Consider the following 26,081-nt stretch of genomic DNA (forward strand, 5'->3'; position numbering starts at 1 on the left):
TCATTGTAGTTCTCCGGAAAAGAAAGGGGAACGCCACGTTGAAGCGGTCCCTTGGAACGGCTTAGAGTTTTTATCGATCATTGGTGAGGCGGCGCCGGGTCGTCCGTTGTCCCCGTCATCAAACCGGGCACCGCCTCCAGACATCGGCTGGGGAGCCGCTTAACGCCAGCCGCCGCCCAGCTTGCTCCATGCGTTGGCGGCAGCATCCGCGCCCGAGCCGCCGGCTGCCGACGCCGTGCCGTGACCGACACCCCCCGCGCTCGACGTATTGATGTGGCTCGTCGTCGCGTTCGTGCCGTTGCCGGTCACGCGGAAGCCATTGCCGGCGAGCGCTTGCGCGTTCGCGTTCGACATGCCGTAGTCGGTCGCCTTGAACGAACCGAAGCCCGACACGGAGGCGGAAGTCTGGCCACCCGACGAAGCGGTCGAGCTGGAAGTCGTTCCCGCGCCGGCAACAGCCGCGGCCGAGAAGAGCGAGAACAGTGCAGCGGCGATCATCGTGCGTTTCATGATTTGCATTCCTTATTGAATTGAAAAATTGTCTCTCTGTTTTATGACGACATCCACCTTCATCCTCCCCACTGGCTCATGGCACTCACGGTCACGTGGCCAGGACCCGCAGCCTCTCGGCTTAGCGCCAGCCGCCGCCGAGCTTGCTCCATGCGTTGGCTGCCGCATCGGCGCCCGACGTGCCGCCTGCGGTCGCGCCGCCGAAGCCCGAGCCGCCAACCTTGGTCGTGTTGATATGGCCCGTCGTCGCGTTGGTCGTGTTGCCGGTGCTGCCGAAGCCCGAGCCGGCGGTGGCCGTGGCGTGGCCGTTGGCGGCGCCGGCATCGGTCGCCGTGAAGTGGCCGAAGCCGACGACGCCAGCGGACGTCGTGCCGCCCGAGGTCGAGCTCGAGCTGGAGCTCGTGCCGGTGGCGAATGCCGCGACCGAAGCGAGGGAGAGAATGGCTGCTGCGATCAGATTGCGTTTCATGGTGTGTCTCCGTTGATGGCGCACGGTTATCCAGCTACATCGACGCCGACATGTAGCAGGTACAGCGAGAAGCGTTCTGAATCACGTCAAAGCTTGGCGGGTGCGCGCCTGCGCACGGAGCGTTACGTTGTCTTCAACGATGCTCGGGGCGATGCGACCGCGCTGCTTCAGACGCGATACGCGTCAGGGACGCGCGGGGAATCGATCTGGTTCGGGCGTGACGGTGACGGCAACGTGGAGTCGCCGTGCATCGATGATCGATGCGCCATCGGTCGAGTCGAAGTGTTCTGCTGTCGAGTGAACGCGCATGGCGGCCAGGCCAGCGGTGCTCGTGTTTTCTTGTACGTTCTTCATCACAATCCCCGTAGCATCGTATCTCGATGCTTTCAAGTAGGTTTGTTTTTTCTTACACTTGGTCCTACGTTTGGAGTGACTGTACGGAAAACGTCGGGCGAGAAGCGTTAGACATCCAACACTAATCATCACATCAGATTTCCCGGTGTGAAAAGAGTGTTCGTAAGCGCTCATTGAATCGGGGCATGACCCGAACGCCCCGCGGGCTGGGGCTTTGGAGGCGGGTGGAGGGGATCTCTGGCCGCCTGCGACCGTATTGGAAGCAAGCCGACGACGCCCGGCGCGTTTGTCCGGGCGAATTCTGGCGATGTTGTTCTGGCGCGTTCGGATCGTGCTCAAGCGCGCAAGGAGGCGATCTTCATGCGGCGACCCACACCTTGCCAGCCGCGATGCGTGCGGGGTATGCCGTGACCGAATGCTCGGGCATTTCGAGGCACTCGCCGGTACGCAAGTCGAAGTGATGCTTGTAGATCGGCGAGGCCACGACGACGCGCTCGCCCAGGCTTCCGATCAGTCCGCGGGAGAGGACGGACGCCTGCGAGTTGGGATCGAAATTATCGAGGGCGAAGACGCTGGCGTTGGTGTTGTTGCTCTTGCCGTCGGCGACGTGGAATATCGCGACTTGCGCGCCGTTGATGAGGGCACAGACGCCCGTATCGGGCACGATGTCGTTGAGATCGCAGACTGGCGTCCAGCATTGTTCGAGTCGTTCACCATTCATGGTCGGTTCTTCCTTTAACGTTAGTAGGGGATCGAAGTCGCTGGCGTTTGGGTGAATGTGTTTGCATCCCGGCGGCAGCGACCATCGATGTCCAATAATCAAACCGCCTCCGCAACCACCGGCACAGGAAACTGCGCGGCCCGCCGCTCCGCCAATGTCGCCGGACGAATCTGTCCACGCTCCTCGACGAAGGTCACATTGGCATCCCCCACATCGCTATTGACGAAATGGCGAAAGCGCTTGCGCGTCTCGGGGTCAGTGACAGCCTTCTTCCACTCGCACTCGTACGTATCGACGACAAGCTGCATCTCCGCTTCCAGCTCACCGGAAAGCCCAAGCTTGTCCTTCACAACGACGTCGATCAGATAGTCCAACCCGCCTTCGAGGTTGTCACGCCACACGCTAGTCCGTTGCAACCGATCAGCGGTGCGGATATAAAACATCAAGAACCGGTCGATATAACGAATCAGCGTCGCCTTGTCGAGATCCGACGCGAGCAGTTCCGCATGACGCGGCTTCATGCCGCCATTACCGCATACGTACAGATTCCAGCCCTTCTCCGTCGCGATGATGCCAATATCCTTGCCCTGCGCTTCCGCGCACTCCCGCGTACACCCCGAGACGCCGAACTTGATCTTGTGCGGTGCCCGCAAGCCCTTGTAGCGATTCTCGACCTCGATCGCGAGCCCCACCGAATCGCCGACGCCATAGCGGCACCACGTCGACCCGACGCACGACTTCACCGTGCGCAGCGACTTTCCATACGCATGCCCCGACTCGAAACCAGCCGCAATCAGCTCTTCCCAGATCAGCGGCAACTGCTCGACCCGCGCGCCGAACAGGTCCACGCGCTGGCCCCCGGTGATCTTCGTATAGAGACCATACTTCTTCGCGACCTGACCGACCGCGATCAATCCTTCGGGCGTCACTTCGCCGCCCGGCATGCGCGGCACGACCGAGTAAGTGCCATCGCGTTGAATGTTCGCGAGGTAGTAGTCATTCGAATCCTGCAGGCTCGCGTGCTCCTTCTTCAGCACGAACTCGTTCCAGCATGAAGCGAGAATGCTCGCCACCACCGGCTTGCAGATATCGCAGCCGTGACCTCGTCCATGCTTCGCGAGCAATACGCCAAAGCTCTTCACGCCCTCGACTCGAACGATGTGATAAAGCTCCTGGCGCGAATACGGGAAGTGCTCGCAAACGTGGTTGTTCACACTCAGGCCCTGGCGCTTCATCTCCGACTTCATCACCTGCGTGACGAGTGGCACGCAGCCGCCGCACGAAGCGCCGGCCTTGCAGGCGGCCTTCATCGCGCCGATGCTCGTCGCACCCGCGCACACCGCCTCGCAGATCTGCGCCTTCGTGACGTTGTTGCACGAGCAGATCTGCGCGGCGGCAGGCAGTGCCTCGACGCCGAGCGCGGGCTTCGCCTGGCCGTCGGACTGCGGCAGGATCAGGAACTCCGGCGCTTCGGGCAACTCGATGCGGTTCAGCATCATCTGCAGGAGCGTGCCGTATTCGCTCGCATCGCCGACCATCACGCCGCCCAGCAGGAACTTGCCGCAATCGGAGACGACGAGCTTCTTGTACACCTGCTTGCGCTCGTCGCTGAACTGATACGAACGGCTGCCCGGCGTCTTGCCGTGCGCATCGCCGATGCTCGCCACGTCCACGCCCATCAGCTTGAGCTTCGTGCTCATGTCCGCGCCGCCGAATTCGGACGCTTCACCCAGCAGCTGCTTCGCCGTCACGCGCGCCATGTCGTAGCCCGGTGCAACGAGGCCGAACACCTGGCCCTTCCAGAGCGCGCATTCGCCGATCGCGTAGATGTCGGCGTCGCTCGTGCGGCACGCATCGTCGATCACGATGCCGCCGCGCGGACCGACTTCCAGCCCCGCCGCGCGCGCGATCTCGTCGCGCGGACGGATGCCCGCCGAGAACACGATCATGTCGGTGTCGAGATGCGTGCCGTCGGCGAACTGCATGCGGTTGGTGGCGGTCTCGCCCGCGACGATGGCCTGCGTGCTGCGCTGCGTATGGACCTTGACGCCCAGTTCCTCAATCTTGCTCCTGAGCACCCGGCCGCCGCCTTCGTCGACCTGCACCGCCATCAGGCGCGGCGCAAACTCGACGACGTGCGTTTCAAGCCCCATGTCGCGCAGCGCCTTCGCGCATTCGAGGCCGAGCAAGCCGCCGCCGATCACTGTGCCCGTCTTCGAGCGCGCGCCGCATTCGCGCATCGCTTCGAGGTCTTCGATCGTGCGGTACACGAAGCAATCGGCGCGATCGCTGCCAGCGAGCGGCGGCACGAACGGATAGGAGCCGGTCGCGAGCACGAGCTTGTCGTAGTCGAGCGTCTCGCCGGTCGAGACTGTTACGGTGCGCGCGGCGCGATCGATCGATACGGCCTTCGCATTCAGCTTCAGCACGAAGTTCTCGCGCTCGAAGAAGCCGGGCGCGACGAGCGACAGGTCTTCCGCCGTCTTGCCCGCGAAAAATTCCGAGAGATGCACGCGATCGTAGGCCGGACGCGGCTCCTCGCAGAGCACGGTGATGTCGAGGTGGTCTGCTTGCGATTCGGCAAGGCTTTCGAGGAACTTGTGGCCGACCATTCCGTGGCCGATGACGATGATTTTCATGACGGTATCCTCCAAGTCCTAGTTCGCTACGCCGTTGTTGACCGAAAGCGCGCTCTCGCGCAGCGCGGCTTCGCGTGCCTTGTGCTCGGGGCTGAAGCGCACCGCGAGCGCGCACAGCGCCGAGACCGCCACGAGCATGCCGAGCATCGAAAGCGTCTGCTGCACGTTGCCGACGCCCTTCATCAGGAAGCCCGCCGCGACCGCGCCGACGTTGCCACCCGCGCCGATCACCCCGGCCACGCCGCCGAGCGCCTTGCGGTCGATGAACGGCACGAGCGCGTAGGTCGCGCCGCACGCCATGTGCGTGAAGAGGCCGAACACGAGCATCGCGACGACGGCCAGCGCCACGCCGTCCGCATGCGCGAACCAGAAGAGGCCGATGCCTTCGCCGGCGATCAGCGCAAAGAGAAGCGTCGAGCGGACATCGAGCCCGCGCTTCGCCGCGACCTTGTCGGAGAGCCAGCCGCCGAGCGCGCGGGCGAACAGCGCGAGCAGGCCGAAGCTGCCGGCGGCGAGCCCCGCGCTTTTAAGCGAAAGCTGGAAGTGATCGACGTAGTAGATCGCCGCGATGTTGTGGATGAACACTTCGACGCCGAAGCACGCGGCATACGTCACGAACAGCATCCACACGCGATAGTTCACACAGGCCGCGCGGAAGCTCGCCCAGCCGCCTTTCTTGCCGCCGTCGATGGCGATGCCGCGTGCGCGCAAGTCCGAGAAGTCGCCTTGCGGGCAGTCCTGCGTATAGCGCCAGTAGAGGAAGGCCATGACCGGCATCGCGATGCCCGGCACGACGAGCGCGATGCGCCACGCCGTGTGCTCGCCCGCGCCGATCGCGATCGCGGCCGCCACCAGGAGCGGCACCAGCGCCTGAGACGCGCCCGCGCCCGCGTTGCCCCAGCCGGCGGTCGTCGCGTTCGCCGTGCCGACGACGTTCGGCGCGAACATCACCGAGGTGTGGTACTGCGTGATCACGAAGCTCGCGCCGATCGCGCCGATCGCGAGCCGGCACCAGAGGAAGCTCTCGTAGCCGGTCGAGAGCGCGGCGCCGAGCACCGGAAGCGCGCCGGCCAGCAAGAGGCCGGAGTAGACCTTGCGCGGACCGAAGCGGTCGCACATCGGGCCGACCACGAGTCGCACGAGGATCGTCACCGCGACGGCGGCGATGTTGATGTTCGCGACCTGATCGACGGAGAGGCCGAACTCCTTCTTGATGAGCGGCATCAGCGGCGCGCAGGCGAACCACGCGAAGAAGCAGACGAAAAACGCCATCCACGTGAGGTGGAAGGCTCGCATCGGCGGCGTGCGCAGGCTGAAGAGATCGATTCGGGTTGCCTTGTTTGCCATTTTCTTTCCAGAAAAAGAAAAGGCGTCCCGCGAAACAGATCGTCGATCTGCTCGGGGGACGCCATTGTCCAAAAGCTTTGGTGAAGGGGGCTGCGCGCTGTTGCGCCTGTTGCGTATGTCAGCGGATCGCCGTTGATCCGATGGCACGACATAAGGCAAGGGCCATGCCATCGGGCCGACAATCGTTGTTCCATGGGGCTTTGCGGCGAATCGGCGGGTTTGCGTAGGTTCGCAGCCGGATTCATCGTGAGGCGCAACGGCACATGGATGGTGCGACGCAGCACTGAAGGCGTGCGAGGGACATGGGCATCGATGCAGTGCATCGTGCTGGTGCTTTCCCGCGAATCAGGCGCCTCGCATCGAAGCTGTGCAGCGCGGGACTCCTCCGCACAGGCGCAGTGCGGCGGGATCGCGCGTCGCGCGGCACCAAGTGCCCGACGGAAAAGGCTCCCGGCGCGTTACCTGCAACTGGCCTGCTTATTGCCTGAAGCTCAAAGCTCCCGGCAACGGCGTCGGCAAGCAACGATCACACGCTTCTTCCAGTGCATCTCCATGAGTCGCTGGAAGCGGGCGAACTCAGGACAACGGCGTCCCCTCGTGCAAACACGCGAGCGGGCGCCGTTTTTGTTTATAAGCACTCACGGCTTAGAAAGGACATCACGATGAACACCGGCAAGGTCACATTGCTCAGCGCAGGTCCAGGCGACCTCGACCTGCTCACGATCAGGGCCGCGAAGGCGCTCGCCGCCGCCGACGTCGTGCTCCTCGACGATCTCGCCAATCCCGGCATCGTGTCGCTCGCGCCGCGTGCGCGCGTGATTCGCGTGGGCAAGCGCGGCGGCTGCAAGTCGACGCCGCAAGCGTTCATCCAGCGCCTGATGCAGCGTTACGCATCGAAGGGCCTGCATGTGGTGCGCGTGAAGGGCGGCGACGCGCTGCTCTTCGGGCGCGCTGGCGAGGAACTCGCGGCGCTCAGGCGCGCGGCGATACCTGTCGAGATCGTCAACGGCATCTCGTCGGGGTTCGCGGCGGCGGCGAGTCTCGGCGTCTCGCTGACGCACCGCGAGCATTGCCAGGGCGTGACCTTCATCACGGCGCATCTGCAGGATCATGGCGAGCCCGACTGGGCCGCGCTCGCCGCAACCGGCACGACGCTCGCTATCTATATGGGCATGAGCCGCATCGAAAGCATTTGCGCGGGGCTGATGACGACGCTGCCCGCGTCGACTGCGGCGGCCGTCGTGCAATGGGCGGGCACGGCCGACGAGCGGCGCCTCGTCACGACGCTCGGGCGGCTCGCCGACGAGGCGAATGCGGCGGGGCTAGGCAGCCCGGCGGTGATTCTCGTCGGCAATGCGATTGGCGAGGCGGAGGCGTTCACGGTGCGCGGTTTCGGTCGCGCAGCTAGCGAAGGCCTGGCGCATGCGGCCTGACGCGGGCGGCATCGTCATCGAGACGCGCATGCGTGGCGAGTGGACCCAGGCGCGCATCGAGCGTCGTTCGCGCAGTCAACGCATGAACGAGGGTGTTCGTGCGCGCGATGGCGCCATGCGCTTCGGACCCGTGTTCGCGTTCGCGCGTCGTTCGCACAGCGTGTTCATGCATTCGCAGATCCGTGCACGCTGCGACGCCACCGTGCGCTTCGAACCCGCGCTAGCGTTTGCGCATCGTCCGCGCTGCCTGTGCCTGCATGCGCGCGACGCCGTCATGCGTTCCGGACCCGCACGCCGCCATCGCGAAGACCCACGATCCCCGCGCCGCACGCCGATATACTGGAATCAGAAGCGCACGCCTCAGCGCCGCGCCGGCTCCCTTCCCCGCATCAACTCTTTCCGCCTCTAGCCATGCTTCGTGTGCTCCTCGTCTCCGACACGGACAAGCCGATCGGCGATCTGCGCCAGGCGCTCGCGCGGCTCGGCTACGAGATGCTGCCCGAAGCGGCGACGCCCGCCGCGCTGCCGAAAGTCGTCGAACGCGAGCGGCCGGACGTCGTCATCATCGATACCGAATCGCCCTCGCGCGACACCCTCGAACATCTCGCGGTGATGAACAAGGCGGCGCCGCGCCCGGTGCTGATGTTCAGTAGCGACGCCGACCAGCAGTTGATTCGCGCGGCGGTCGGCGCGGGCGTGACGGCGTATCTGGTCGAAGGACTCGCGGCCGAGCGCCTCGCGCCGATCCTCGAAGTCGCGCTCGCGCGCTTCGCGCACGAGGAGCAGTTGCGGCAGCGGCTCGCGCAAGTGGAAAGCGAACTCGCCGAACGCAAGACGATCGACCGCGCCAAGCGTCTCCTGATGGACCGTCGCAAGATGACGGAGCAGGAGGCCTATGCGCTGTTGCGCAAGCGCGCGATGGACCACGGCATGAAAGTGGCCGAGGTCGCGCGGCAACTCGTGTCGATGGCCGATCTACTGGGATGAACCGCACGATGAATACCACCGACCCATTGACGCCTGAAGCCTTCGGTCCGCCGGAGAAGACGCCTATCCGGCTCGGCTTCGTCGCGCTCTCGGATGTCGCGCCGCTCGCCGTTGCGCGTCTCTTCGACCTGGGACGGCGCCACGGCATCACGCTCGAATTGTGCCGCCAGCCATCGTGGGCGGCCGTGCGCGACAAGCTGCTTTCCGGCGAAATCGATGCCGCGCACGCGCTCTACGGGCTCGTGTACGGCGTGCAGTCGGGCATCGGCGGCCCGCAGGCCGACATGGCCGTGCTGATGGTCCTCAACCGCAACGGCGGCGCGATCACGCTGTCGAACGCGCTCGCCGATGCGTGGCGCGCCACCGGCAGCCTGAAGGACGCGTTCGCGTCGCTTGGACGCGCGCCCGTGCTCGCGCAGACCTTCCCGACCGGCACCCATGCGATGTGGCTCTATTACTGGCTCGCGGCAGAGGGCGTGCATCCGTTGCGCGACATCGAGAGCGTCGTGATTCCGCCGCCGCGCATGGTCGATGCCCTCGCCGAAGACCAGCTCGACGGCTTCTGCTGCGGCGAACCGTGGCATGCACTGGCCGAAGCGCGCCGCGCGGGCCGGACCGTCGCGCTCACGAGCGGCATCTGGCCGGATCACCCGGAAAAGGTGCTCGCGAGCCGGCGCGATTTCGTCTCGCTGTATCCGAACACGTCGCGCGCGCTGGTCCAGACGCTGCTCGAAGCGTGCCGCTGGCTTGACGATCCCGGACATCTTGGGGAGATCGCGGCGCAGCTCGCCGCGCCCGGGCTGCTCAACGTGCCGCGAGAATTGATCGAGCCGCGCCTGACCGGCGTCTACGATGCAGCGCGCTTTCCGGACGCGTTGCCCGTCAGGTTCTTCGACGGCGGCACGGTCAACTACCCGCGCGCCTCCGACGGGCTGTGGTTCCTTACGCAATACCGTCGCTGGGGCATGCTCGAAGGCGCCGCCTCCGACGACGCCGCGATCGCCGCCGCGATCAGCCAGACGAATCTGTATCGCGAGGCGGCGGCACTCGCCGGGGTGCCGCTGCCGAACGAGCATCGATCCGCGATTCTCTGCGACGGCCGCGCGTGGGACGGCAGCGCGCCCGGCGCTTATCTCGCCGGATTCGACGTGCGCGCCTGAACAAGCCTGAGCAAAAGACCTACTATTCAGGCGTCAGGTCGACCCAATCGCGGAGGCTCGCATGGAACTGCTCGCCGTCAACATCGACAAGCCCGAGGACACCAATTTCATTCTCGGGCAGTCGCACTTCATCAAGACCGTCGAGGACCTGCACGAGGCGCTCGTCGGCGCGGTGCCGGGCATTCGTTTCGGACTCGCGTTCTGCGAGGCGTCGGGCAAGCGCCTCGTGCGCTCGTCGGGCACCGATGCCGCCGCACAGGCGCTCGCCGAGAAGAACGCGATGGCGATCGGGGCGGGCCACAGCTTCATCATCGTCCTCGGTGACGGCTTCTTTCCGGTCAATGTGCTGAACACGGTCAAGGCCGTGCCGGAGGTGTGCCGCATCTTCTGCGCAACCGCGAATCCAACGCAGGTGCTGATTGCGCAGACCGACCAGGGGCGCGGGATCGTGGGCGTCGTCGACGGCTTGCCGCCGTTGGGTGTCGAAACCGCCGAGGACGTGAAGTGGCGTCATGACCTGCTGCGCAAGATCGGGTACAAGGCGTGAGGGGTGAGGGCCGCGATAGTTCGGCAGATGCGCCACCCCCGTTCGGGTCCGCACTGCATCGGCGGATATGCTGCCCGTCATCGCGCCTCCCCGACGACATCGTTCGATCCATTCGTCGTGCGCTGACGCCGCCCCGAGAATGACGAACCCGCCCACGTCTCAAGATAACCATGAGCTTTCCGAGACTCAGGAAACTAAACTTTTTGTGTAGAATTCCCTCGAAGCATCCTGTTTTCAGGCATCAACAGTACGGAGACCCATATGATCACCGAAGGCAAGACGGGGAACATCCACGGAATCGAAGTTAAAGCACGAGTACGGACGCAAGAGCCGACGGTGACGGTGACTACGACCACCGAGGATGGACGCAGAGCAGTATTGCGAGCTGTCGAACGGGTATACGAACAGCATCACGACGTCATCCAGGCGCTGGCTAATCGATGACGCTTGATCCGGGCCTGGTCGTGCTAATCCACGATTTCATACTGGAGCATGAACCTGGTATCCAGGGAGTCAACGTTGGGGCACTCGAAGGTGCGCTCGGCAGAATCGAGGCAAGAAGGCACTACCAAGGTCTTGATGATGTGTTTGAAATCGCCGGCATGTATGCGGAAGCCATTGCACGCGGTCACACATTTTCGGACGCAAACAAGCGCACCGCGCTCGTTTCGGCGCTGACATATCTGTTCTTGGAGGGCTTCTTGATCAAGAGAACGCCCGCTCTTGAAGAGATCATGGTTGATGTCGCCAAAGGCCAGCTCAGCTATCTCGATGTCGCCAATATCTTTTCAACGCTTGCTGAACCTATTTCGTAGCCCCGCCCCGCGCGGGGCTCTTCATTTCCGGTCGTGGGCCCGCCCCGCCCAAACAACCACCTTGACTTGATCTCAATATTGGCGAGAATGTGGGCCCCGGTCTGGCCGGGAGCCTGTGCCCCCGTTTTTTGTCCGCGCGGTCACGAAATAAATACGGATGCTGTATAAACGGCAAGAGCATTGACCGAACCACCCGCCGCGCGGCGAGACAGGCGCCGGACGCGCCCCGCGTGCGCGAGGCGCACAAGCCGGCCGCAGGCAAACCGCAAGCAAGCCGGGCCAGCGTCGAAACCCGCGACGGACCAGCACGCAGCCGCGCCGGCACCGTGGCGCGCCTCAACGCCAGGCATCCCGGCATCACCGGCAGCACACCATCTGTTCAGCGTCGCCTGAGGAAAGGTCGTCCTCGGGTAACGGCCATCAGGAGCATGTCATGACCGACTTGAACCCGTCATTTTTCGGCAGGATGTCGATAGCTTTCGGCACGTTTTTCAGCGTTCTCGGCAACGCCGAGTTCGCCGGCCGGGTGAAGCGCCTGCGCGATGCGCCGCAAGCGGCCGCTGCGCCTGCTCCCGCCCCCGCCCCCGCGCGCCCCGCGCCCGTCGCACCGACACTGAAGGAAGCGAGCCCCGAGGCCGCGCTCCAGCTTCTCGGCCTGCTCCAGCGCGACGCGCGCCTGATCGATTTCATCGAGGAAGACATCGCCAGCTACACCGACGCCGATATCGGCGCTGCCGCACGGCTCGTGCACGATGGCTGCCGCGCCGTGTTGCGCGAGCATTTCACGATCCGTCCGGTGCGCGACGAAGCCGAAGGCAGCCGCATCACGCTGCCCGACGGCTTCGACGCGACCGCGATCCGCCTGACCGGCAATGTCGTCGGCAAGCCGCCGTTCAACGGCAGCATCAGCCATCGCGGCTGGAAAGTCGCCGAGGTGCGCCTGCCGAAGCTCGCCGAAAGTCATGATGCGCGCGTCGTCGCGCCCGCCGAGGTGGAACTATGAGCGATCCGCGCTATTCGATCGGCGTCGACCTGGGGACGACGCATTGCGCACTCTCCTACGTCGACCTCGCCGCGAGCGACGGCGACAAGACCGTGCAGGGCGTCCTGCCGGTCGCGCAACTCACGGCGCCCGGCGCCACCGAGGAACTCGACCTGCTGCCGTCGTTCCTCTACCTGCCGCATCCGAATGAACTCACGCCCGGCGACCTGAACCTGCCGTGGACCGCCGAGCGCGGCTTCGCGGTCGGCGAACTGGCGCGCACCCGGGGCGCGGGCACGCCGATCCGGCTCGTGTCGAGCGCGAAAAGCTGGCTGTGCCATCCGGGCGTCGACCGCCGCGCGGCGATCCTGCCCAACGATGCACCCGAGGAAGTCGAACGCGTCTCGCCGCTGGAATCGTCCGTGCGCTATCTCACGCATCTGCGCGAGGCATGGGACCACGCGCATCCCGACGCGCCGTTCGCCGAGCAGGAGATCACCGTCACGATCCCCGCATCGTTCGATCCGGCCGCGCGCGAACTGACGGCCGAAGCCGCCGATGCCGCCGGCTATTCCCGCATGACGCTGCTCGAAGAACCGCAGGCCGCGCTCTATAGCTGGATTCAGAAGAGCAGCGGCGTGTGGCGCAAGCAGGTGCGCGTCGGCGACGTGATCCTCGTCGTCGATGTCGGCGGCGGCACCAGCGACTTCTCGCTGATCGCGGTCGTCGAGCGCGAAGGCAATCTCGAACTGCATCGCGTGGCGGTCGGCGAGCACATCCTGCTCGGCGGCGACAACATGGATCTCGCGCTGGCTCACGTCGTCGCGCGCAAGCTCGCATCCCAAGGCACGCAGCCCGATCCGTGGCAACTGCGCGCGCTCACCTACGCGTGCCGGTCGGCCAAGGAAGCGCTTCTCACCGATCCCGCGCAGGACGCGGTGCCGCTCGTCGTGCCGAGCCGCGGCTCGAAGCTGATCGGCGGCTCGATCCGCACGGAACTCACGCGCGCCGAACTCACGCAGACGATCCTCGACGGCTTCTTCCCGCAGGTCGAGGCGGCGGCGCGTCCGGTGAGCCGCGCGCGCGTCGGCCTCACGCAGCTTGGGCTGCCCTACGCGCAGGACGCGGCGGTGACGCGTCATCTGGCGGCGTTCCTCGGCCGGCAGGTCGCGGCACTCGCCGAACTCGGCGGCATGCAAAACCAAAACGCGAGCTTCCTGCATCCGACCGCGGTGCTCTTCAACGGCGGTGTGTTCAAGTCGCCGTTGCTCGTCGAGCGGATTCTCCAGACCCTCAACGGCTGGCTCGCGACGGAAGGCGCGGCGCCCGCGCGCCTGCTCGAAGGCGCGGACCTCGATCTCGCGGTCGCGCGCGGCGCCGCTTACTACGGCTACGTACGGCGCGGCAAGGGTGTGCGGATTCGCGGCGGCACGGCGCAGGCGTATTACGTCGCGGTCGAATCGGCGATGCCCGCCGTGCCCGGGCTCGAACCGCCGGTGCAGGCGCTGTGCGTCGCGCCGTTCGGCATGGAGGAAGGCACCGACGCCGAGTTGCCGGCGCAGGAGTTCGGCCTCGTCGTCGGGGAGCCGGTGCGTTTCCGGTTCTTCGGGTCGTCGGTGCGGCGCCAGGATCAGGTCGGCACGATGCTCGATTACTGGCAGCCCGACGAATTGCAGGAACTCGACGAGATCGAGGCGACCCTGCCGACCGAAGGCCGCACGCCGGGCGAAGTCGTGCCGGTGAAGCTGCATGCGCGCATCACCGAGGCCGGCACGCTTGAGCTCGAAGCCATCCCGCGCGGCAGCAGCGAGCGCTGGAAAGTCGAGTTCGACGTGCGCGGCGGCGTGGGTGGATAGCCGTCCGCGAGCACGTTGAGTGACGATAGAGCGGCGATGAAGCGCTATACGGTCGGCATCGATCTGGGCACGAGCAACACGGTCGTCGCGTATGTCGAGGCGGGGTCCGTGGAGATCCGCGTCTTCGATGTCGATCAGCTCGTGAGCCCGGGAGAGGTCGCGGCGCGGCCGCTGTTGCCGTCGTTGCGCTATCACGCGGCGCCGGGCGAACTCGACGCGGGCGATCTGCAATTGCCTTGGGCGAACGCCGATCTCGACGCAAAGCAACCGGTCGTGATCGGCCGGCTCGCCCGCACGCTCGGCGCGCAGGTGCCGGGCCGGCTCGTCGCGAGCGCGAAAAGCTGGCTGTCGCACGGCTCGGTGGATCGGGTCGCGCCGATCCTGCCCTGGGGCGCGGGCGACGATGTCGAGAAGATCTCGCCGGTCGCGGCGAGCGCAAGCTATCTCGCGCACGTGCGCGCTGCGTGGAACCAGCGCTTCCCCGACGCACCGCTCGAAAAGCAGGACGTCGTGCTGACCGTGCCCGCCTCGTTCGACGAAGGCGCGCGCGCGTTGACGCTCGAAGCGGCCCGGATGGCGAAGCTGCCGGCGCTGCGTCTGCTGGAAGAACCGCAGGCCGCGTTCTACGACTGGCTGTTCCACCATCGCGAAACGCTCGACGACGAGCTTCGCGCGACCCGCCTCGTCCTCATCTGCGACGTGGGCGGCGGCACGACCGACCTCACGCTCATCAAAGTGGAGATGCAGGATGGCGAGCCGCTCTTGACGCGCATCGGCGTGGGCAACCACCTGATGCTCGGCGGCGACAACATGGACCTGGCGCTCGCGCATCTCGTCGAAGGACGGATCGTCGGGCAGGCGGCGAACGCGCGGCTCTCGGCCGGGCAGATCTCGCAGCTCGTCGAGCGTTGCCGCGCCGCCAAGGAGCAACTGCTCGGCGCCGACCCGCCCGAATCCACGTCGATCACGCTGCTCGGCGCGGGGTCGAAGCTCGTCGGCGGGGCGCGGTCGGCGCAGGTCTCGCGACAGGAAATCGAGCAGATCATCGTCGACGGGTTCTTTCCGGCGGTCTCGCCGAACGAGCGGCCGGGGCGCGCGCGCGGCGGCATCGTCGAGTTCGGGCTGCCGTATGCGAGCGATCCCGCGATCACCCGGCACATCGCGGCGTTTCTCGCGCAGCACGCGGCGCAGTCGCGGCAGGCGCTGGCCCTGCCTGAATCCGGCGAATCCGGCGAATCCGTGCAAGCGCCGTTGCCTGTGCCGGATACGCTGTTGCTCAACGGCGGCGTGTTCCGCGCCGAAGCGCTGACCGCGCGCCTCGCGGCGACGCTCGGCACCTGGCGCGGCGAGCCACTGCACCTGCTGCACAACGCCAATCCCGATGTCGCCGTCGCGCGCGGCGCGGTCGCGTATGCACTCGCGCGGGCGGGACACGCGCCGCGCATCGGCGGCGGTTCGCCGCGCAGCGTCTTCCTCGTGCTCGACGAAGACGGCCAGCACGAACGCGGCATCTGCCTCTTGCCGCGCGGCACGGAAGAAGGCCACGAGATCCCGCTGAAGGACCGCACCTTCGCGCTGCGGCTCGGGGCGCCGGTGCGCTTTCACCTGGCGTCGTCGGTCGCGGACACCGCGTATCAGGCGGGCGAACTCGCCGACCTGTCCAGAGCGGCGGGCGACTTCGTGCGCCTGCCGCCGATCGCAACCGTCATCGCGCCACAGGGCGCGAGCGGTCCGCGCGAGAAGCCCGTCCACCTGACGGCCACGCTCACCGAAGTCGGCACGCTCGACGTCCACTGCATCGCCACCGACGATCCCGCACAGCGGTGGCTGCTCGAATTCCAGCTGCGCCGCGAGCAGCCGCAAGCCGATCCCGATGCGGCGAAGTCGCATCCGGGGCTGCCGAAGGCCATCGAACAGATCGACCGCACCTTCGGCGCGAAGTCGCAGGACGTCGGCCCGAAAGAGGTCAAGCGGCTGCGCGCGCAACTCGAACAGATCCTCGGCCCGCGCGAAAGCTGGGACAGCGTGCTCCTGCGCGAACTCTTCGGGACCTTCACGGAGCGCGCGCGCCGGCGCAGGCGCTCGGCGGACCACGAGCGGCTGTGGTTCAACTTCGCGGGCTACTGCGTGCGGCCGGGCTTCGGCTATCCGCTCGACGAATGGCGCGTCGAGCAACTGTGGGCGTTCTACGAGCAGGGCATCCAGTACATGAACGAAAGCCAGGTCTGGTCGGAATGGTGGACGCTATGGCGGCGCGCGGCCGGCGGCCTCCCGGAAGCGGCGCAGGTGTTCCTGCTCGACGACATGGCGTTCCATCTTCAACCGCCCGGCACGTCGCGCTACAACCGGCCGTCCGGGACCATGAAAGTCGCCTACGACGACATGGTGCGGCTCGCGGCATCGCTGGAACGCGTGCCGGTCGAGCGCAAGATCGAGGTCGGGCAGTGGCTGCTGACACGGCTCAAGAAGCCCTCGGAGAATCCGCAGAGCTGGTGGGCCGTGGGCCGTATCGGCGCGCGCCAGCCGTTCTACGGCAGCGCGCACGGCGTCGTGCCGCCCGATATCGCGGCCGTCTGGGTCGATGCGATCCTCGCGCTCGACTGGAAGAAGGTCGAGCCGGCCGCCTTCGCCGCCGTGCAGATCGCCCGGATGACAGGCGACCGTTCGCGCGACCTGCCCTTCGACGTTCGCGCCGAAGTCGTGCGGCGGCTCACGGCGGCCAACGCATCGCGAAGCTGGATCGAGATGGTCAACGAGGCGGTGCAACTCAATCAGGCGGACGAAGGACGCGTGTTCGGCGAGTCGCTGCCGGTCGGGCTGAAGCTGCTCGGCTGAAGGCGTGCGGCCGGGCCGGACGTCCCCGCGTTCCGCCGGCAAAATATTTCGCTGTCAGAAGCGAGTTTGGACGGCGGTGTCGCGCCGAAGCATCACGCGATCACGAGCATTCTTGATTCCCGGCAACATGGCGCCTATTTTTAACATGTGTCAATTCGACACGTGAAGGAGGTCAACATGCCATCACCGAGAAAAGCCCCGCCGAGCAATCCCGCCGAAACCGAAATGTCGAGCCGCAAGAAAAGCGCGGCCGGCGCGAAGCCATCGGCAGCCAAGTCGCAGGGCGGCAAGGAAATGCAGGTCGCCAAGCGCAGCACCAAGGCCAAGCCAAAGGGATGAGCGGCAGAAGCCCTCGTCCCTGTGCCGAGGGCGTCGCTTGATCGAAACCGCTTTTTTGTCCCACAGCGTAGTCGGGTAATTCGCGGGTAGTTCGCGGGTAGCTCCCGCGTAGTGCGCGGTTCCACCGGCGCCCCGCCGGCCGCGGCAAATCCCTTCCTCCGATGCTGGTTCTCAGCATTCTTGGTTTCGTCCGAAAAACACGCTTGTCGCGGGTGAGATGTCGCCTAAAGTAGTTAACCTCCCTTCTGTAATATGCGAGCGTGACATGCATGTCCCAAACCGGATTGCCGGTGCTCAAAGGAATTGGTCGTACTCCGCGGCGGCACGAGAAGCCGGCGCAAGTCTGATAGAGAATCTGTCGATCCCCGCACCCTTTGCGGACCCGGCAATCGAAGCGCGCTTTCTCGAAGAACACAGCCAGCGGTTTTGCGCCTTTCGGCGGGCGTCGACGCTGCTTGCGCTGGGTTTATGGACCTGCTTTTTGTGGTGGGACATGAACAACGCGCAGCGAATGAAGGTGCTGAACGATGCTTTGACGTACTTGCTGGTTTTAAGACTATTGGGCGTCGCGCTGCTCTTTTGCACGGGCATTCTGGTGCTTCGGCCGTCATTCCGCTCGCACGAGACATCGACCCGGGTCATCCTGACGGGCGTCTATGGCCTGATATTCCTGCTGCTCGGGATTATCGCCGTGACCCCCGCGCCCTATAACTACATGCAGCATTTCACCGGGCTCTATCTCGCGCTGTTTTTCCAGTTCTCGTTTTTCTATTTGCGGTCCAAGTACGCGTTGACGGTCGCCATTGTCACGTTTGCCGCCCTGATCTTGCTTCAGCTGACATTGAAAGTGCTGAATCCGACCGATTTCGCCGCAGGGCTCTTCTATCTGTTCAATATGACCATCGTGGGCCATGGCGTGTGCGTGCACGCCGAAAGAGTTTCACGCGAGCGGTTTTCCGCCGAACGCGCGCTTGCGTCGCTCAATAATGAGATTTCGATGACGAATGTCGAACTGGAGCGCAAAAACACCGAACTGGAGATTTCGAAAAAAGATCAGGAAATCAAGACAAACGCATTGCTCGCGTTAAAGGAGCAGCAAATGCTCGCGGCCGAAGCGTCGAGCAAGGACAAATCGAATTTTCTCGCGGCGGCGACCCATGACCTGCGCCAGCCGATGCATGCGCTCAACCTGTTCCTGCAGGCCGCGTCCGAAGCCATCGGCCACGGCGAATTCAAGGAAGCCGGACGTTTGATCGACGAATGCGGCCGGTCTTCCGAGATTCTCGCGCGACTCCTGAACGCCGTGCTCGATCTGTCGCGGCTTGAATCGGGCCGCGTCGTGCCGCGCTATCACGTCTTTGATCTGAGGCTGATCATCGAGGAGGCTGCCGAGCAGCTTCGGCCGTTCGCCCAGAGCCGGGGCGTGGATCTGCGCTTGCGCCTGCCTAAGGAAGCCCTCGTCTGCGTACGCAGCGACGCGCACTGGCTGTGCCGTGCGGTGGCGAATCTCGTCTCGAACGGAATCAAGTACGCCAACACCGGCCAGACCGCGAAGCCGACGGTGATCGTGGGCCTCGTGCGCTCGGCGACGCGCGCGCGCATCGATGTCGTCGACAACGGCATCGGCATTTCGAACGCGCATTGGGAATCGATCTTCCAGCCGTTCTTCCAGGTCGGCAATCCGGAGCAGGATCGCGACAAGGGTCTCGGACTGGGGCTTTCCATCGTGAACGCGGTCATTTCGATGCTGGACGAGCATCGGATCGAATTGAAATCGGCCGAGGGACTGGGCTCGCGTTTTTCGGTGGAAATGCCGCTATGCGGCGCGACGCCCGACAAGCCCTCGCCGCGCGTGCCCGCCCGTGCCGACCCCGAGGAGGCCCGGCAGCTCGCCGGCCTTTATGTGCTGCTGGTGGAGGACGACGGCCTCGTGCGCGCATCGACCGAGGCGTTGCTGTCGCAATGGGGCGTGCTGTTCGATTCGGCGGCCACCTTCGAGGAGTACGAGGAAATCCTCGATTCGCTCGAACGCATTCCCGACCTGATCATCACCGACTACCGCCTGCGCGACTTCAAGACGGCTCGCGAAATCGCGATGCTCTTCACGGCGAAACTCGGCAAGCCCTGCCCGACGCTTGTCGTCACGGGCGAGCCGCAGGCGACGATCATTCCGCTCGCCTGCACCCACGATGTGTTGAGCAAGCCGGTGAGCACGGCCGAATTGCGCCAGGAGATCCTTTCGCTGGTGGCAGGCCGCTGCCCGAACGAAGTCGCCGCCTGAGGCGAGCAATCACGACGCCGACGCCGGATTGCTCATCGGCATTTCGATGCCGCGCCGCGCCATTTCGACGATCAGGAAGGTTCGGCGCGTGACGTGAAAGCGTGCGAGCAGGTCGCTCGAATATTCCTTCGCCGTGTTCTCGCTGATGTTCATCTTTCGCGCAATCGCCTTGTTCGACAGACCCTGCAATAGATAGCGCAGGGTTTCGGTCAGGCGCGGCGGAAGTTCGAGCGATTCCACCGTCGGGCTCGAATGCGTCGCGACCGGTTTCGGGCTGTGTCCGCCCTTGCCGAGCACCGTGTTGGGCAAATACACCCGTCCACTCAGGATCGTACGAAGCGCTTCACGAAAAACACCCGCGCCCTGCTCGCTGCCTTTGGAGATGAATCCGCAAGCACCGCTCTTGATGCAGTCGAGCACGGTGTCGCGGTCGTCCTGTGCCGAAAGCATGATGGTCTGCACCTCGCGCTCTTCCTCGCGTATCCAGTTGAGCAGGTCCATGCCGGTCGCATTTCCCCGAAGGTGATAATCGAGGAACATCAGATCGTACGAACCCGCGGACAACTTGGCTTTCGCCTGCTCGAAACCGTCCGCTTCGTCGATTTCAAGCAGCGGCTCATTCGCGAGAATCAGCGTTTTCATCGCGCTGCGCGTGAGCCCTTCGTCCTCTACCAGCAATACTGTTTTGAAGTATCCGTTTTCCATTGCAGTCCCCGAGAACATGAGGCGATAGTACGCTCGCACGAACCCCGCGCCACCCTCCTTTCGCGGGGATAACCACCCCTCCTGAAGGCCCGCGCTCACCCTGCTCGGTGCGGGTATTTCGCCAGGCACGTCCGGTCGAGAATGGCTCATCCGATCCACCGCATTCCCGGAGGAGCACATGGCAAGCCGATCACCTGTCGACGACGAGAAACAGTTCGCGTTGTGGAGTATCAAGCGAGCGGGAACGCAGGGCTCGCCGCGCCGCGTGGTGGTCGCCCACAAGGACAAATCGATCGCCGAATCGATCGCCGTGATGCTGCGGCTCAAGGGGCTGCAGGTGATTCATTGCCAGGATCTGAAGTCGGTGCGCTCGCTCGTGCAGAACTGGAAGCCGCAAGCGCTGATCCTCGATACGAACCTCGACAGCGAATCGGGCTACGTCTTCATCCGCACGCTGCGCATGGACGCGGATTTCACCGGACGGCTGCTCGTCGCGATGAGCAACGTGTGGCCCGCCGATCCGATTGAAACCCTCAAGGACGCAGGCTTCGATGCGCATTGCCGCCGGCCCTGCTCGACGTGGCGCATTCTCGATCTCGTCGATGCGTTCTTTTTCGCTCCGGCGACTCATTAAGGGAGGTTGGTGATGAACAAGGACACTTGCCTCGTCGTGCGGGGCGTCATGCCGGCTCATGCGTCGCGCGCATCGCGTGCGTCGCGTGCGTCGCGTGTCGGCTCCGTCGAGGCTGCTACGAGGCGGCGTCGCCGCCGTGCGCGTCCGGGCGGACGCCGGTTCCCAGCTCGAGCCACGCCTCTCTTTCACTACCTGGCGCGATGACCGCCACGCCCGTGCCGGCATGGCCCTGGGCGAGCAGGTTGAAGCCGTCGCTGACGTGCGACACCGGCTCGACGCACAAGTAGGCGCCCCCCGCGGGGCAATGCACGACGACGTGTGAGAGCGCGTCGGAGGCGCTCATGGCCAGCGTCGGGCCGCCCGCATAGTGCAATGTCGCGTGCCGGCCCCAGCCGCCGAGGTAGCGCGTGTAACCCACAGCTTCCCGCCCGTGACGGCGAGCCGGCACTTCCTGCGACGGCTCGACTGCGATCTCTTCCTCATGACGCCACGTGACTTGCGCGTCGAGTTCGGCTTCCACTGCACCAAAGTATGGATGAAAGCCGAAACCCACCGGCATTTCCTGCGCCGATCGGTTCGCGATCCGCATCGTGAGCCGCGCGCCCTGGTCGGTCAGCGTGAAGGTTTGCGTCGCTTCGAAGGCCCACGGCCATCCTTCCTGCCCCGCCGCATGCGCATGGCGCAGCACGACTTCGTCCGCGCTTTGCGCCTCGACGGTCCACGGCTCGTACTGGCCGAAACCGTGCAGCGCGTGCGGCGCGCCGGGAAATGTCGAGAGTTCGACGCGCGTGCCGTCCGGCGCCGTGAAGCGGGCATCGCGCACGCGGTTCGAAAACGGCACGAGCGGATAGCAGCCGCCCTTCGGCCACGCATCGGCGGGCCAGGTGCCGACGGTGATCGGCACGAGCCAGTCGTGGACCCGGCCGTCTTCGAGCGTCGTCGAGAAGCGCGTGATCCGGCCGCCGGCCGTCGGCGCGACTTCGATCACAAGCGGCCCGCGTGCGATCCGCAAGCGGTCGGCCGCGTTCAGTTCAGTCACCTTTCGTTCCATGCCGGTCATCTCGCCGCAAACCTCATTGTTTCTGCTCCTTCACGCGCGACACGAGTTGCGTCGGGCTGACGAACTGCAGCGCGATCAGCACCCACACCAGCGTGATCGCCATGTAGATCATCGCCATCGCGTCGATCGACTGCGGCGCTCGCACGCCCGTCGAGAACACCGCGTAGTACAGCGCGACGACGAGCGTCTGCGTCGTCGGCCCGGCGGTGAAGAAGGTGAGTTCGAACATGCCGATCGTGCGCACCAGCACCAGCAGCCCGGCCGCGAGCATGCCCGGCACGAGCAGCGGCAGCAGCACATAGCGGAAGTATCGCGCGGTGTTCGCCCCGAAGATGCGCGCCGCCGATTCGAGGTTCGGATCGATCTGCTCGATGAACGGCGTCATCACGAGAATTACGAACGGCAGCGCCGGCACCAGATTCGCGAGGATCACGCCGGTCAGCGTCCCGGCGAGATGGACCTTGTACATCACCGTCGCCATCGGAATGCCGTAGGTGACGGGCGGCACCATCAACGGCAGCAGGAAGACCAGCATCGCGAGGCGCTTGCCCGGGAACTGCACGCGGGCGAGCGCGTAGGCGGCCGGCACGCCGAGCACGATCGACAGGATCACCACCGCGCCGACCACCTGCACGGTCACCCACAGCACGCTCGTCAACTGGAAGTCGCTCCACGCCTGACCGTACCAGTGCAGCGTGAAGCCCTGCGGCAAGAGCGTGCCGAACCAGCGCGTCGCGATCGAATTCACCGCGACGGTCGCGATCAGGAGCAGCACGTTGAGCAGGAAAAAGCCCATCGTCGCCCAGACGAGGGCCTTCCACAGCCTGTCCGGCACGCTGGTCCGCTGTTTCATGTTCTTGCCTGCGTTTTTTCCACGTTCGGCTCCACCGTTCGGAACAGTCTCGGGTGCTCCGGCTCCCTGCCAGCCGCTCGCGGCCCGGTTGTCGGTTGCCATCAGCCCTTGCCTCCCGTCACCGGCCCGGTATAGAAGAAGCGCCGCGCGCTCAGCATCCCGCCGACGACCAGCAACTGCACGAAGCCCATGATGATCGCGATGGTCGATGCGAGCGAATAATCGTAGCTTTCGAACGCGGCTTCGGCGGCGGCGATCGAGATCACGCGCGTCGGGCCGGCCGGCGCGCCCAGCAGCACGGCCGAAGGAAACACCGAGAACGCCTGCACGAACGAGAGGCACGCGGTCATCGTTAGGCCGGGCATCAGGAGCGGCAGGTAGATCTGCCGGAACTGCTGCCACGGGCTCGCGCCGAGCGTCGCGGCGGCGCGCGCGAGCGTCGGGTCGATGCCCGTCACATACGACAGCGTGAGCAGGAACGCGAATGGAAAGCCCGACACGATCAGCGAAATCAGCACGCCCCAGTAGTTGTGCGTGAGGCGCACTTCGTCGGTGTAGAGGTGCAGGCCCTGCAGCGCCTGCGGAAACCAGCCGTTCGGGCCGAAGTACGTAAGCATGCCGTCGGCGATCAGCACGGTGCCGAGCGTGACCGGAATCACGAGCAGCGTCGTGACGAACTTCTGGTACGGAGAATTGCGTCGCAGCGCGAACGCCACCGGCACCGACACGCCGACGTTGATGACGGTCGCGGGCACTGCGAGCTTGAGCGTGACGAGGATCGTCGGCCACATCGACGTGTCGGTGAAGAACGTGATGTAGTTCGCGAGCACGCCGCCGCCGTTCATCGGGGTGAACGACAGCACGAGTCCGTAGGCGAACGGATAGATGAACAGCGCGACGATGAACAAAAGCGCCGGCGTGACGAGCCAGCCCTTCGGATCGCGCCTGACCGGCAGCGCGACGGTGCTCATTGCGCTTCTCCGTCGTAGACGAGCGTACGCGACGGCGCCACGCGCAGCGTGATGCGCTCGCCTTCGCTGCATTCGCCGACGAGCCGCGCCCACAGCTTGCCGAACGCGGTATTCACGCGAACCAGCGAATCGCGGCCGCCGTATTCGACGGTTTCCACCTGCGCATCGAACGCGTTTTCAGTGCCGGGCGCGGCACGCTCCATGTCTTCGGGACGCAGCGCCACGCTCACGTTCTTGCTGTTGAAGCCTTCCATCGGCGTGCCGAGGAGCCGCACGCCGTTCGCCGTGACCGCGACCGCCTCGCCCTGCGTGCCTTCGAGCGTGAAACTCGCGACGTTGCGAAACCCCATGAAGCGCGCGACGTGCAGGTTCTTCGGCCGGCCGTAGACTTCTTTCGGCGCCGCGACCTGCTGCACGACGCCCTCCTTCATCACGACGATGCGATCGGCCATCGACAGCGCCTCGTCCTGGTCGTGCGTCACGTAAATCGTCGCGCGTTCGAGCTGGCCGTGGATGCGGCGGATTTCCGCGCGCATCTCGATGCGCAGCTTGGTGTCGAGGTTGGAAAGCGGTTCGTCCATCAGCACGAGCGGCGGCTCGATCACGATCGCCCGCGCGATCGCGACGCGCTGCTGCTGCCCGCCCGAAAGCTGGCCCGGCAGCTTCGTGTCGTGTCCGATCAGTTGCACGAGTTGCAGCGCCGCCTTCGCGCGGCGCAGCGCGTCCGCCTTTGGCACGCCCTGCATCTTCAGGCCGAAGCCGACGTTCTCCAGCACCGTCATGTGCGGAAACAGCGCGTAGTTCTGGAACACCATGCCGAAGCCGCGCTTCTCGGGCGGCAGCACGTCGATGCGCTGTTCGTCGAGCCAGATGCCGCCGCCCGTGAGCGGCTGCAGGCCCGCGATGCAGTTGAGCGCCGTCGACTTCCCGCAGCCCGACGGCCCGAGCAACGCGATGAACTCGCCGCGCCGGATGTTCAGGTCGAGTCCGCGCAGCGCCGCGAGTTGCTGCCCTTCGGCGTTCGTAAAGCTGCGCGACACCGAATCCAGGCGCAACTGCTCAAAATTGTGCTTCATGACGTTTATTCCCGATGACGCGGCGGCGCTCGCATCCCGCGAGCGCCGCCGCGCGTTTTCAAGCATGAACCAGCAACCCGCTTACTTCGTCTTCTGCGCGCCGATCTCGCGATCCCACTTCTGGAACGCGGCGACCATCGCCGAGGCATTCAGCGGCACGACGTGCGGACGATCCACCAGCAGCTTCGCGTATTCCGGCCGGCCGTACTTCTGGATCACTTCCTGGCTCTTCGCCGGCGCCATGCTGAGCGGCACGTCCTTTACCGCCGGACCCGGATAGAAATAGCCGTCGTCGTAGGTCAGCGCCTGCTGCGCCGGCTCCAGCATGAAGTTCATCAGCTTGTAGAGCACGTCGAGCTTTTCCTTCGGCACGCCCTTCGGGATCACCATGTAGTGGGCGTCGTTCACCCACGTCATGTTGTCGAAGGCCTGCACCTTGAATTCCGCCGGCACGATGCCGAGCGCGCGCGGGTTGATGTCCCAGCCCGTCACCGTGACGGTCATGTCACGCGTGCCTTCGCCGAGTTCCTTCATCACCGCCGACGTGCCGCCCGGATAGTACGGAACGCAGTCGTTCAGTTGCTTGAGGAACGCCCAGGTCTTGTCCCAGCCGTTGACCGGATCGGTCGGGTCCTTGTCGCCGAGGACGTACGGCAGGCCCATCAGGAACGTGCGGCCCGGTCCCGAGTTGGCGGGACGCGCATAGATCAGCTTGTTCGGATGCGCCTTGCACCACGCGAGCAGTTGCTCGGGCGTCTTCGGGACGTCGGTGACCTTGGCGGGGTTGTATTCGAGCAGCGGCCCGGCGGGCATGTACGTCACTTCCAGCCCGTAGCCCTGCGCGATGTCCTGCATCTTGCGCGGACCGGGCGCGTATTTGTCGAGCACGCCGGGGAACGCCGCGGCCTGATCGGGGAGCAGCTTTTCCCACAGGCCCTGCTGGATACCGGCCGCGAGTGCGTCGGTGCCGGTCACGACGAGATCGATGTCCGAGCGGCCGGCGGCCTGCATCGCCTTGATCTTGCCGGGCAGCTGCGGCGCGGGTGCGTTGGTGAACGTGATGGCCGAAACCAGATTCGGGTATTTCGCCTTGAAGGCTTCGAAACCCTTTTGCGTCAGTTGCAGATTACCGGCGACGTCGACGATATTGATCGACACCGGGTCCGCCGCCTGGGCCGCCGTCGCAAATACCGCGCTCACCGCGCTCACCGCGACGCACATCGCCGCCCACCTGACTGACAACCCTGTACGCGACTTCATAGTGTCTCCTCACTTCCGTCTCATTTGCTTGTTTGGATGGCGACCGGTCGATTTTTTACGCCGGCGTTTTTTTACTTCTGAAAGCTGGAAAATAGCCAACCGTGTAAGGTGATGTCAAGCAAATTTGCCTTGTCAAACGGAGCAGCGGGGCGGGCGGTTTCAGCCCACGCAGCTTTGTCGACAAGGGTTTTCGACGTCGTCTCGGGATATACCCGAAGCGCCTTTCGACCAACTTGTTTGACTTATT

The 26,081-nt window shown here is 65.1% G+C and carries 25 protein-coding genes; 13 read left to right on the forward strand and 12 right to left on the reverse strand.

The window, feature by feature from the left end; translation table 11 throughout:
• Window positions 1–159: 159 nt before the first annotated feature.
• The 6 genes from AWB68_RS27540 to AWB68_RS27560 all read right to left on the reverse strand — a co-directional run bounded on the left by AWB68_RS27540 (window position 160) and on the right by AWB68_RS27560 (window position 6,040).
• Window positions 160–510, reverse strand: coding sequence for a hypothetical protein (locus tag AWB68_RS27540; RefSeq protein ID WP_200828807.1), 351 nt, complete (start codon window positions 508–510; stop codon window positions 160–162).
• Between the two features lie 121 nt (window positions 511–631).
• Entirely contained in the window at window positions 632–979 is a 348-nt protein-coding gene (locus AWB68_RS27545) for a hypothetical protein (protein ID WP_087647511.1), read from the reverse strand.
• Window positions 980–1,162: 183 nt separating this feature from the next.
• Window positions 1,163–1,333 (reverse strand): hypothetical protein, encoded by a 171-nt coding sequence (locus AWB68_RS48365; RefSeq protein WP_160110073.1) that lies wholly within the window; start codon window positions 1,331–1,333, stop codon window positions 1,163–1,165.
• A 358-nt stretch (window positions 1,334–1,691) separates the two neighbouring features.
• Window positions 1,692–2,054: a nitrite reductase small subunit NirD gene (nirD, locus tag AWB68_RS27550; protein WP_087647512.1), complete on the reverse strand. Its 363-nt coding sequence runs from the start codon at window positions 2,052–2,054 to the stop codon at window positions 1,692–1,694.
• A gap of 98 nt (window positions 2,055–2,152) precedes the next feature.
• A complete protein-coding gene (nirB, locus tag AWB68_RS27555; RefSeq protein ID WP_087647513.1) occupies window positions 2,153–4,693 on the reverse strand; it encodes a nitrite reductase large subunit NirB in 2,541 nt (846 codons plus the stop codon).
• 18 nt (window positions 4,694–4,711) lie between these two features.
• Window positions 4,712–6,040 (reverse strand): MFS transporter, encoded by a 1,329-nt coding sequence (locus AWB68_RS27560; protein WP_087647514.1) that lies wholly within the window; start codon window positions 6,038–6,040, stop codon window positions 4,712–4,714.
• A gap of 662 nt (window positions 6,041–6,702) precedes the next feature.
• Here AWB68_RS27560 and cobA point away from each other — a divergent pair.
• From cobA to AWB68_RS27615, 12 genes are all read left to right on the forward strand, one after another.
• Window positions 6,703–7,473, forward strand: coding sequence for a uroporphyrinogen-III C-methyltransferase (cobA, locus tag AWB68_RS27565; RefSeq protein ID WP_087647515.1), 771 nt, complete (start codon window positions 6,703–6,705; stop codon window positions 7,471–7,473).
• The gene (locus tag AWB68_RS27570; RefSeq protein ID WP_087647516.1) at window positions 7,463–7,882 is read left to right on the forward strand and encodes a hypothetical protein; all 420 of its coding nucleotides are present in this window, start codon (window positions 7,463–7,465) and stop codon (window positions 7,880–7,882) included. Before cobA ends, AWB68_RS27570 begins: the two co-directional genes overlap by 11 nt.
• Before the next feature lie 2 nt (window positions 7,883–7,884).
• Window positions 7,885–8,460 (forward strand): ANTAR domain-containing response regulator, encoded by a 576-nt coding sequence (locus tag AWB68_RS27575; protein WP_087647517.1) that lies wholly within the window; start codon window positions 7,885–7,887, stop codon window positions 8,458–8,460.
• 8 nt (window positions 8,461–8,468) lie between these two features.
• On the forward strand, window positions 8,469–9,620 hold the full coding sequence (locus tag AWB68_RS27580; protein WP_087647539.1) for a CmpA/NrtA family ABC transporter substrate-binding protein: 1,152 nt from the start codon (window positions 8,469–8,471) through the stop codon (window positions 9,618–9,620).
• 61 nt (window positions 9,621–9,681) lie between these two features.
• Window positions 9,682–10,167, forward strand: a complete 486-nt coding sequence (locus AWB68_RS27585; protein ID WP_087647518.1) for an adenosine-specific kinase — start codon at window positions 9,682–9,684, stop codon at window positions 10,165–10,167.
• A 261-nt stretch (window positions 10,168–10,428) separates the two neighbouring features.
• A complete protein-coding gene (locus tag AWB68_RS27590; RefSeq protein WP_087647519.1) occupies window positions 10,429–10,611 on the forward strand; it encodes a hypothetical protein in 183 nt (60 codons plus the stop codon).
• The gene (locus tag AWB68_RS27595; RefSeq protein WP_087647520.1) at window positions 10,608–10,982 is read left to right on the forward strand and encodes a type II toxin-antitoxin system death-on-curing family toxin; all 375 of its coding nucleotides are present in this window, start codon (window positions 10,608–10,610) and stop codon (window positions 10,980–10,982) included. Before AWB68_RS27590 ends, AWB68_RS27595 begins: the two co-directional genes overlap by 4 nt.
• Before the next feature lie 433 nt (window positions 10,983–11,415).
• The gene (locus AWB68_RS27600) at window positions 11,416–11,985 is read left to right on the forward strand and encodes a DUF2760 domain-containing protein (RefSeq protein ID WP_087647521.1); all 570 of its coding nucleotides are present in this window, start codon (window positions 11,416–11,418) and stop codon (window positions 11,983–11,985) included.
• Window positions 11,982–13,820, forward strand: coding sequence for an Hsp70 family protein (locus AWB68_RS27605; RefSeq protein ID WP_087647522.1), 1,839 nt, complete (start codon window positions 11,982–11,984; stop codon window positions 13,818–13,820). The genes AWB68_RS27600 and AWB68_RS27605 overlap by 4 nt, the downstream gene beginning before the upstream one ends.
• A 36-nt stretch (window positions 13,821–13,856) precedes the next feature.
• Entirely contained in the window at window positions 13,857–16,655 is a 2,799-nt protein-coding gene (locus AWB68_RS27610; RefSeq protein ID WP_087647523.1) for an Hsp70 family protein, read from the forward strand.
• Window positions 16,656–16,832: 177 nt separating this feature from the next.
• Window positions 16,833–16,994 (forward strand): hypothetical protein, encoded by a 162-nt coding sequence (locus tag AWB68_RS48370; RefSeq protein WP_160110074.1) that lies wholly within the window; start codon window positions 16,833–16,835, stop codon window positions 16,992–16,994.
• Between the two features lie 265 nt (window positions 16,995–17,259).
• A complete protein-coding gene (locus AWB68_RS27615; RefSeq protein ID WP_087647524.1) occupies window positions 17,260–19,275 on the forward strand; it encodes an ATP-binding response regulator in 2,016 nt (671 codons plus the stop codon).
• Window positions 19,276–19,284: 9 nt separating this feature from the next.
• Here AWB68_RS27615 and AWB68_RS27620 read toward each other — a convergent pair whose 3' ends face one another.
• Window positions 19,285–19,980: a response regulator gene (locus tag AWB68_RS27620; RefSeq protein ID WP_087647540.1), complete on the reverse strand. Its 696-nt coding sequence runs from the start codon at window positions 19,978–19,980 to the stop codon at window positions 19,285–19,287.
• 178 nt (window positions 19,981–20,158) lie between these two features.
• On the opposite strand from AWB68_RS27620, the gene AWB68_RS27625 reads away from it, so the two are divergent.
• A complete protein-coding gene (locus tag AWB68_RS27625; protein ID WP_087647525.1) occupies window positions 20,159–20,614 on the forward strand; it encodes a response regulator in 456 nt (151 codons plus the stop codon).
• A 115-nt stretch (window positions 20,615–20,729) separates the two neighbouring features.
• Here the strand turns inward: AWB68_RS27625 and AWB68_RS27630 are convergent, their stop codons facing one another.
• The 5 genes from AWB68_RS27630 to AWB68_RS27650 form a co-directional block, all read right to left on the reverse strand.
• Window positions 20,730–21,665 (reverse strand): aldose epimerase family protein, encoded by a 936-nt coding sequence (locus tag AWB68_RS27630; protein WP_235028528.1) that lies wholly within the window; start codon window positions 21,663–21,665, stop codon window positions 20,730–20,732.
• Between the two features lie 22 nt (window positions 21,666–21,687).
• Window positions 21,688–22,527 carry an ABC transporter permease gene (locus tag AWB68_RS27635; protein ID WP_374729613.1) on the reverse strand — a complete coding sequence of 280 codons (840 nt, stop codon included), beginning with the start codon at window positions 22,525–22,527 and terminating at the stop codon, window positions 21,688–21,690.
• Window positions 22,528–22,628: 101 nt separating this feature from the next.
• A complete protein-coding gene (locus AWB68_RS27640; protein WP_087647528.1) occupies window positions 22,629–23,498 on the reverse strand; it encodes an ABC transporter permease in 870 nt (289 codons plus the stop codon).
• Window positions 23,495–24,574 (reverse strand): ABC transporter ATP-binding protein, encoded by a 1,080-nt coding sequence (locus AWB68_RS27645; RefSeq protein WP_087647541.1) that lies wholly within the window; start codon window positions 24,572–24,574, stop codon window positions 23,495–23,497. The genes AWB68_RS27640 and AWB68_RS27645 overlap by 4 nt, the downstream gene beginning before the upstream one ends.
• A gap of 81 nt (window positions 24,575–24,655) precedes the next feature.
• On the reverse strand, window positions 24,656–25,795 hold the full coding sequence (locus AWB68_RS27650) for an ABC transporter substrate-binding protein (RefSeq protein WP_235028530.1): 1,140 nt from the start codon (window positions 25,793–25,795) through the stop codon (window positions 24,656–24,658).
• Window positions 25,796–26,081: the final 286 nt, after the last annotated feature.

Source organism: Caballeronia choica (assembly GCF_001544535.1).
Classification (GTDB): domain Bacteria; phylum Pseudomonadota; class Gammaproteobacteria; order Burkholderiales; family Burkholderiaceae; genus Caballeronia; species Caballeronia choica.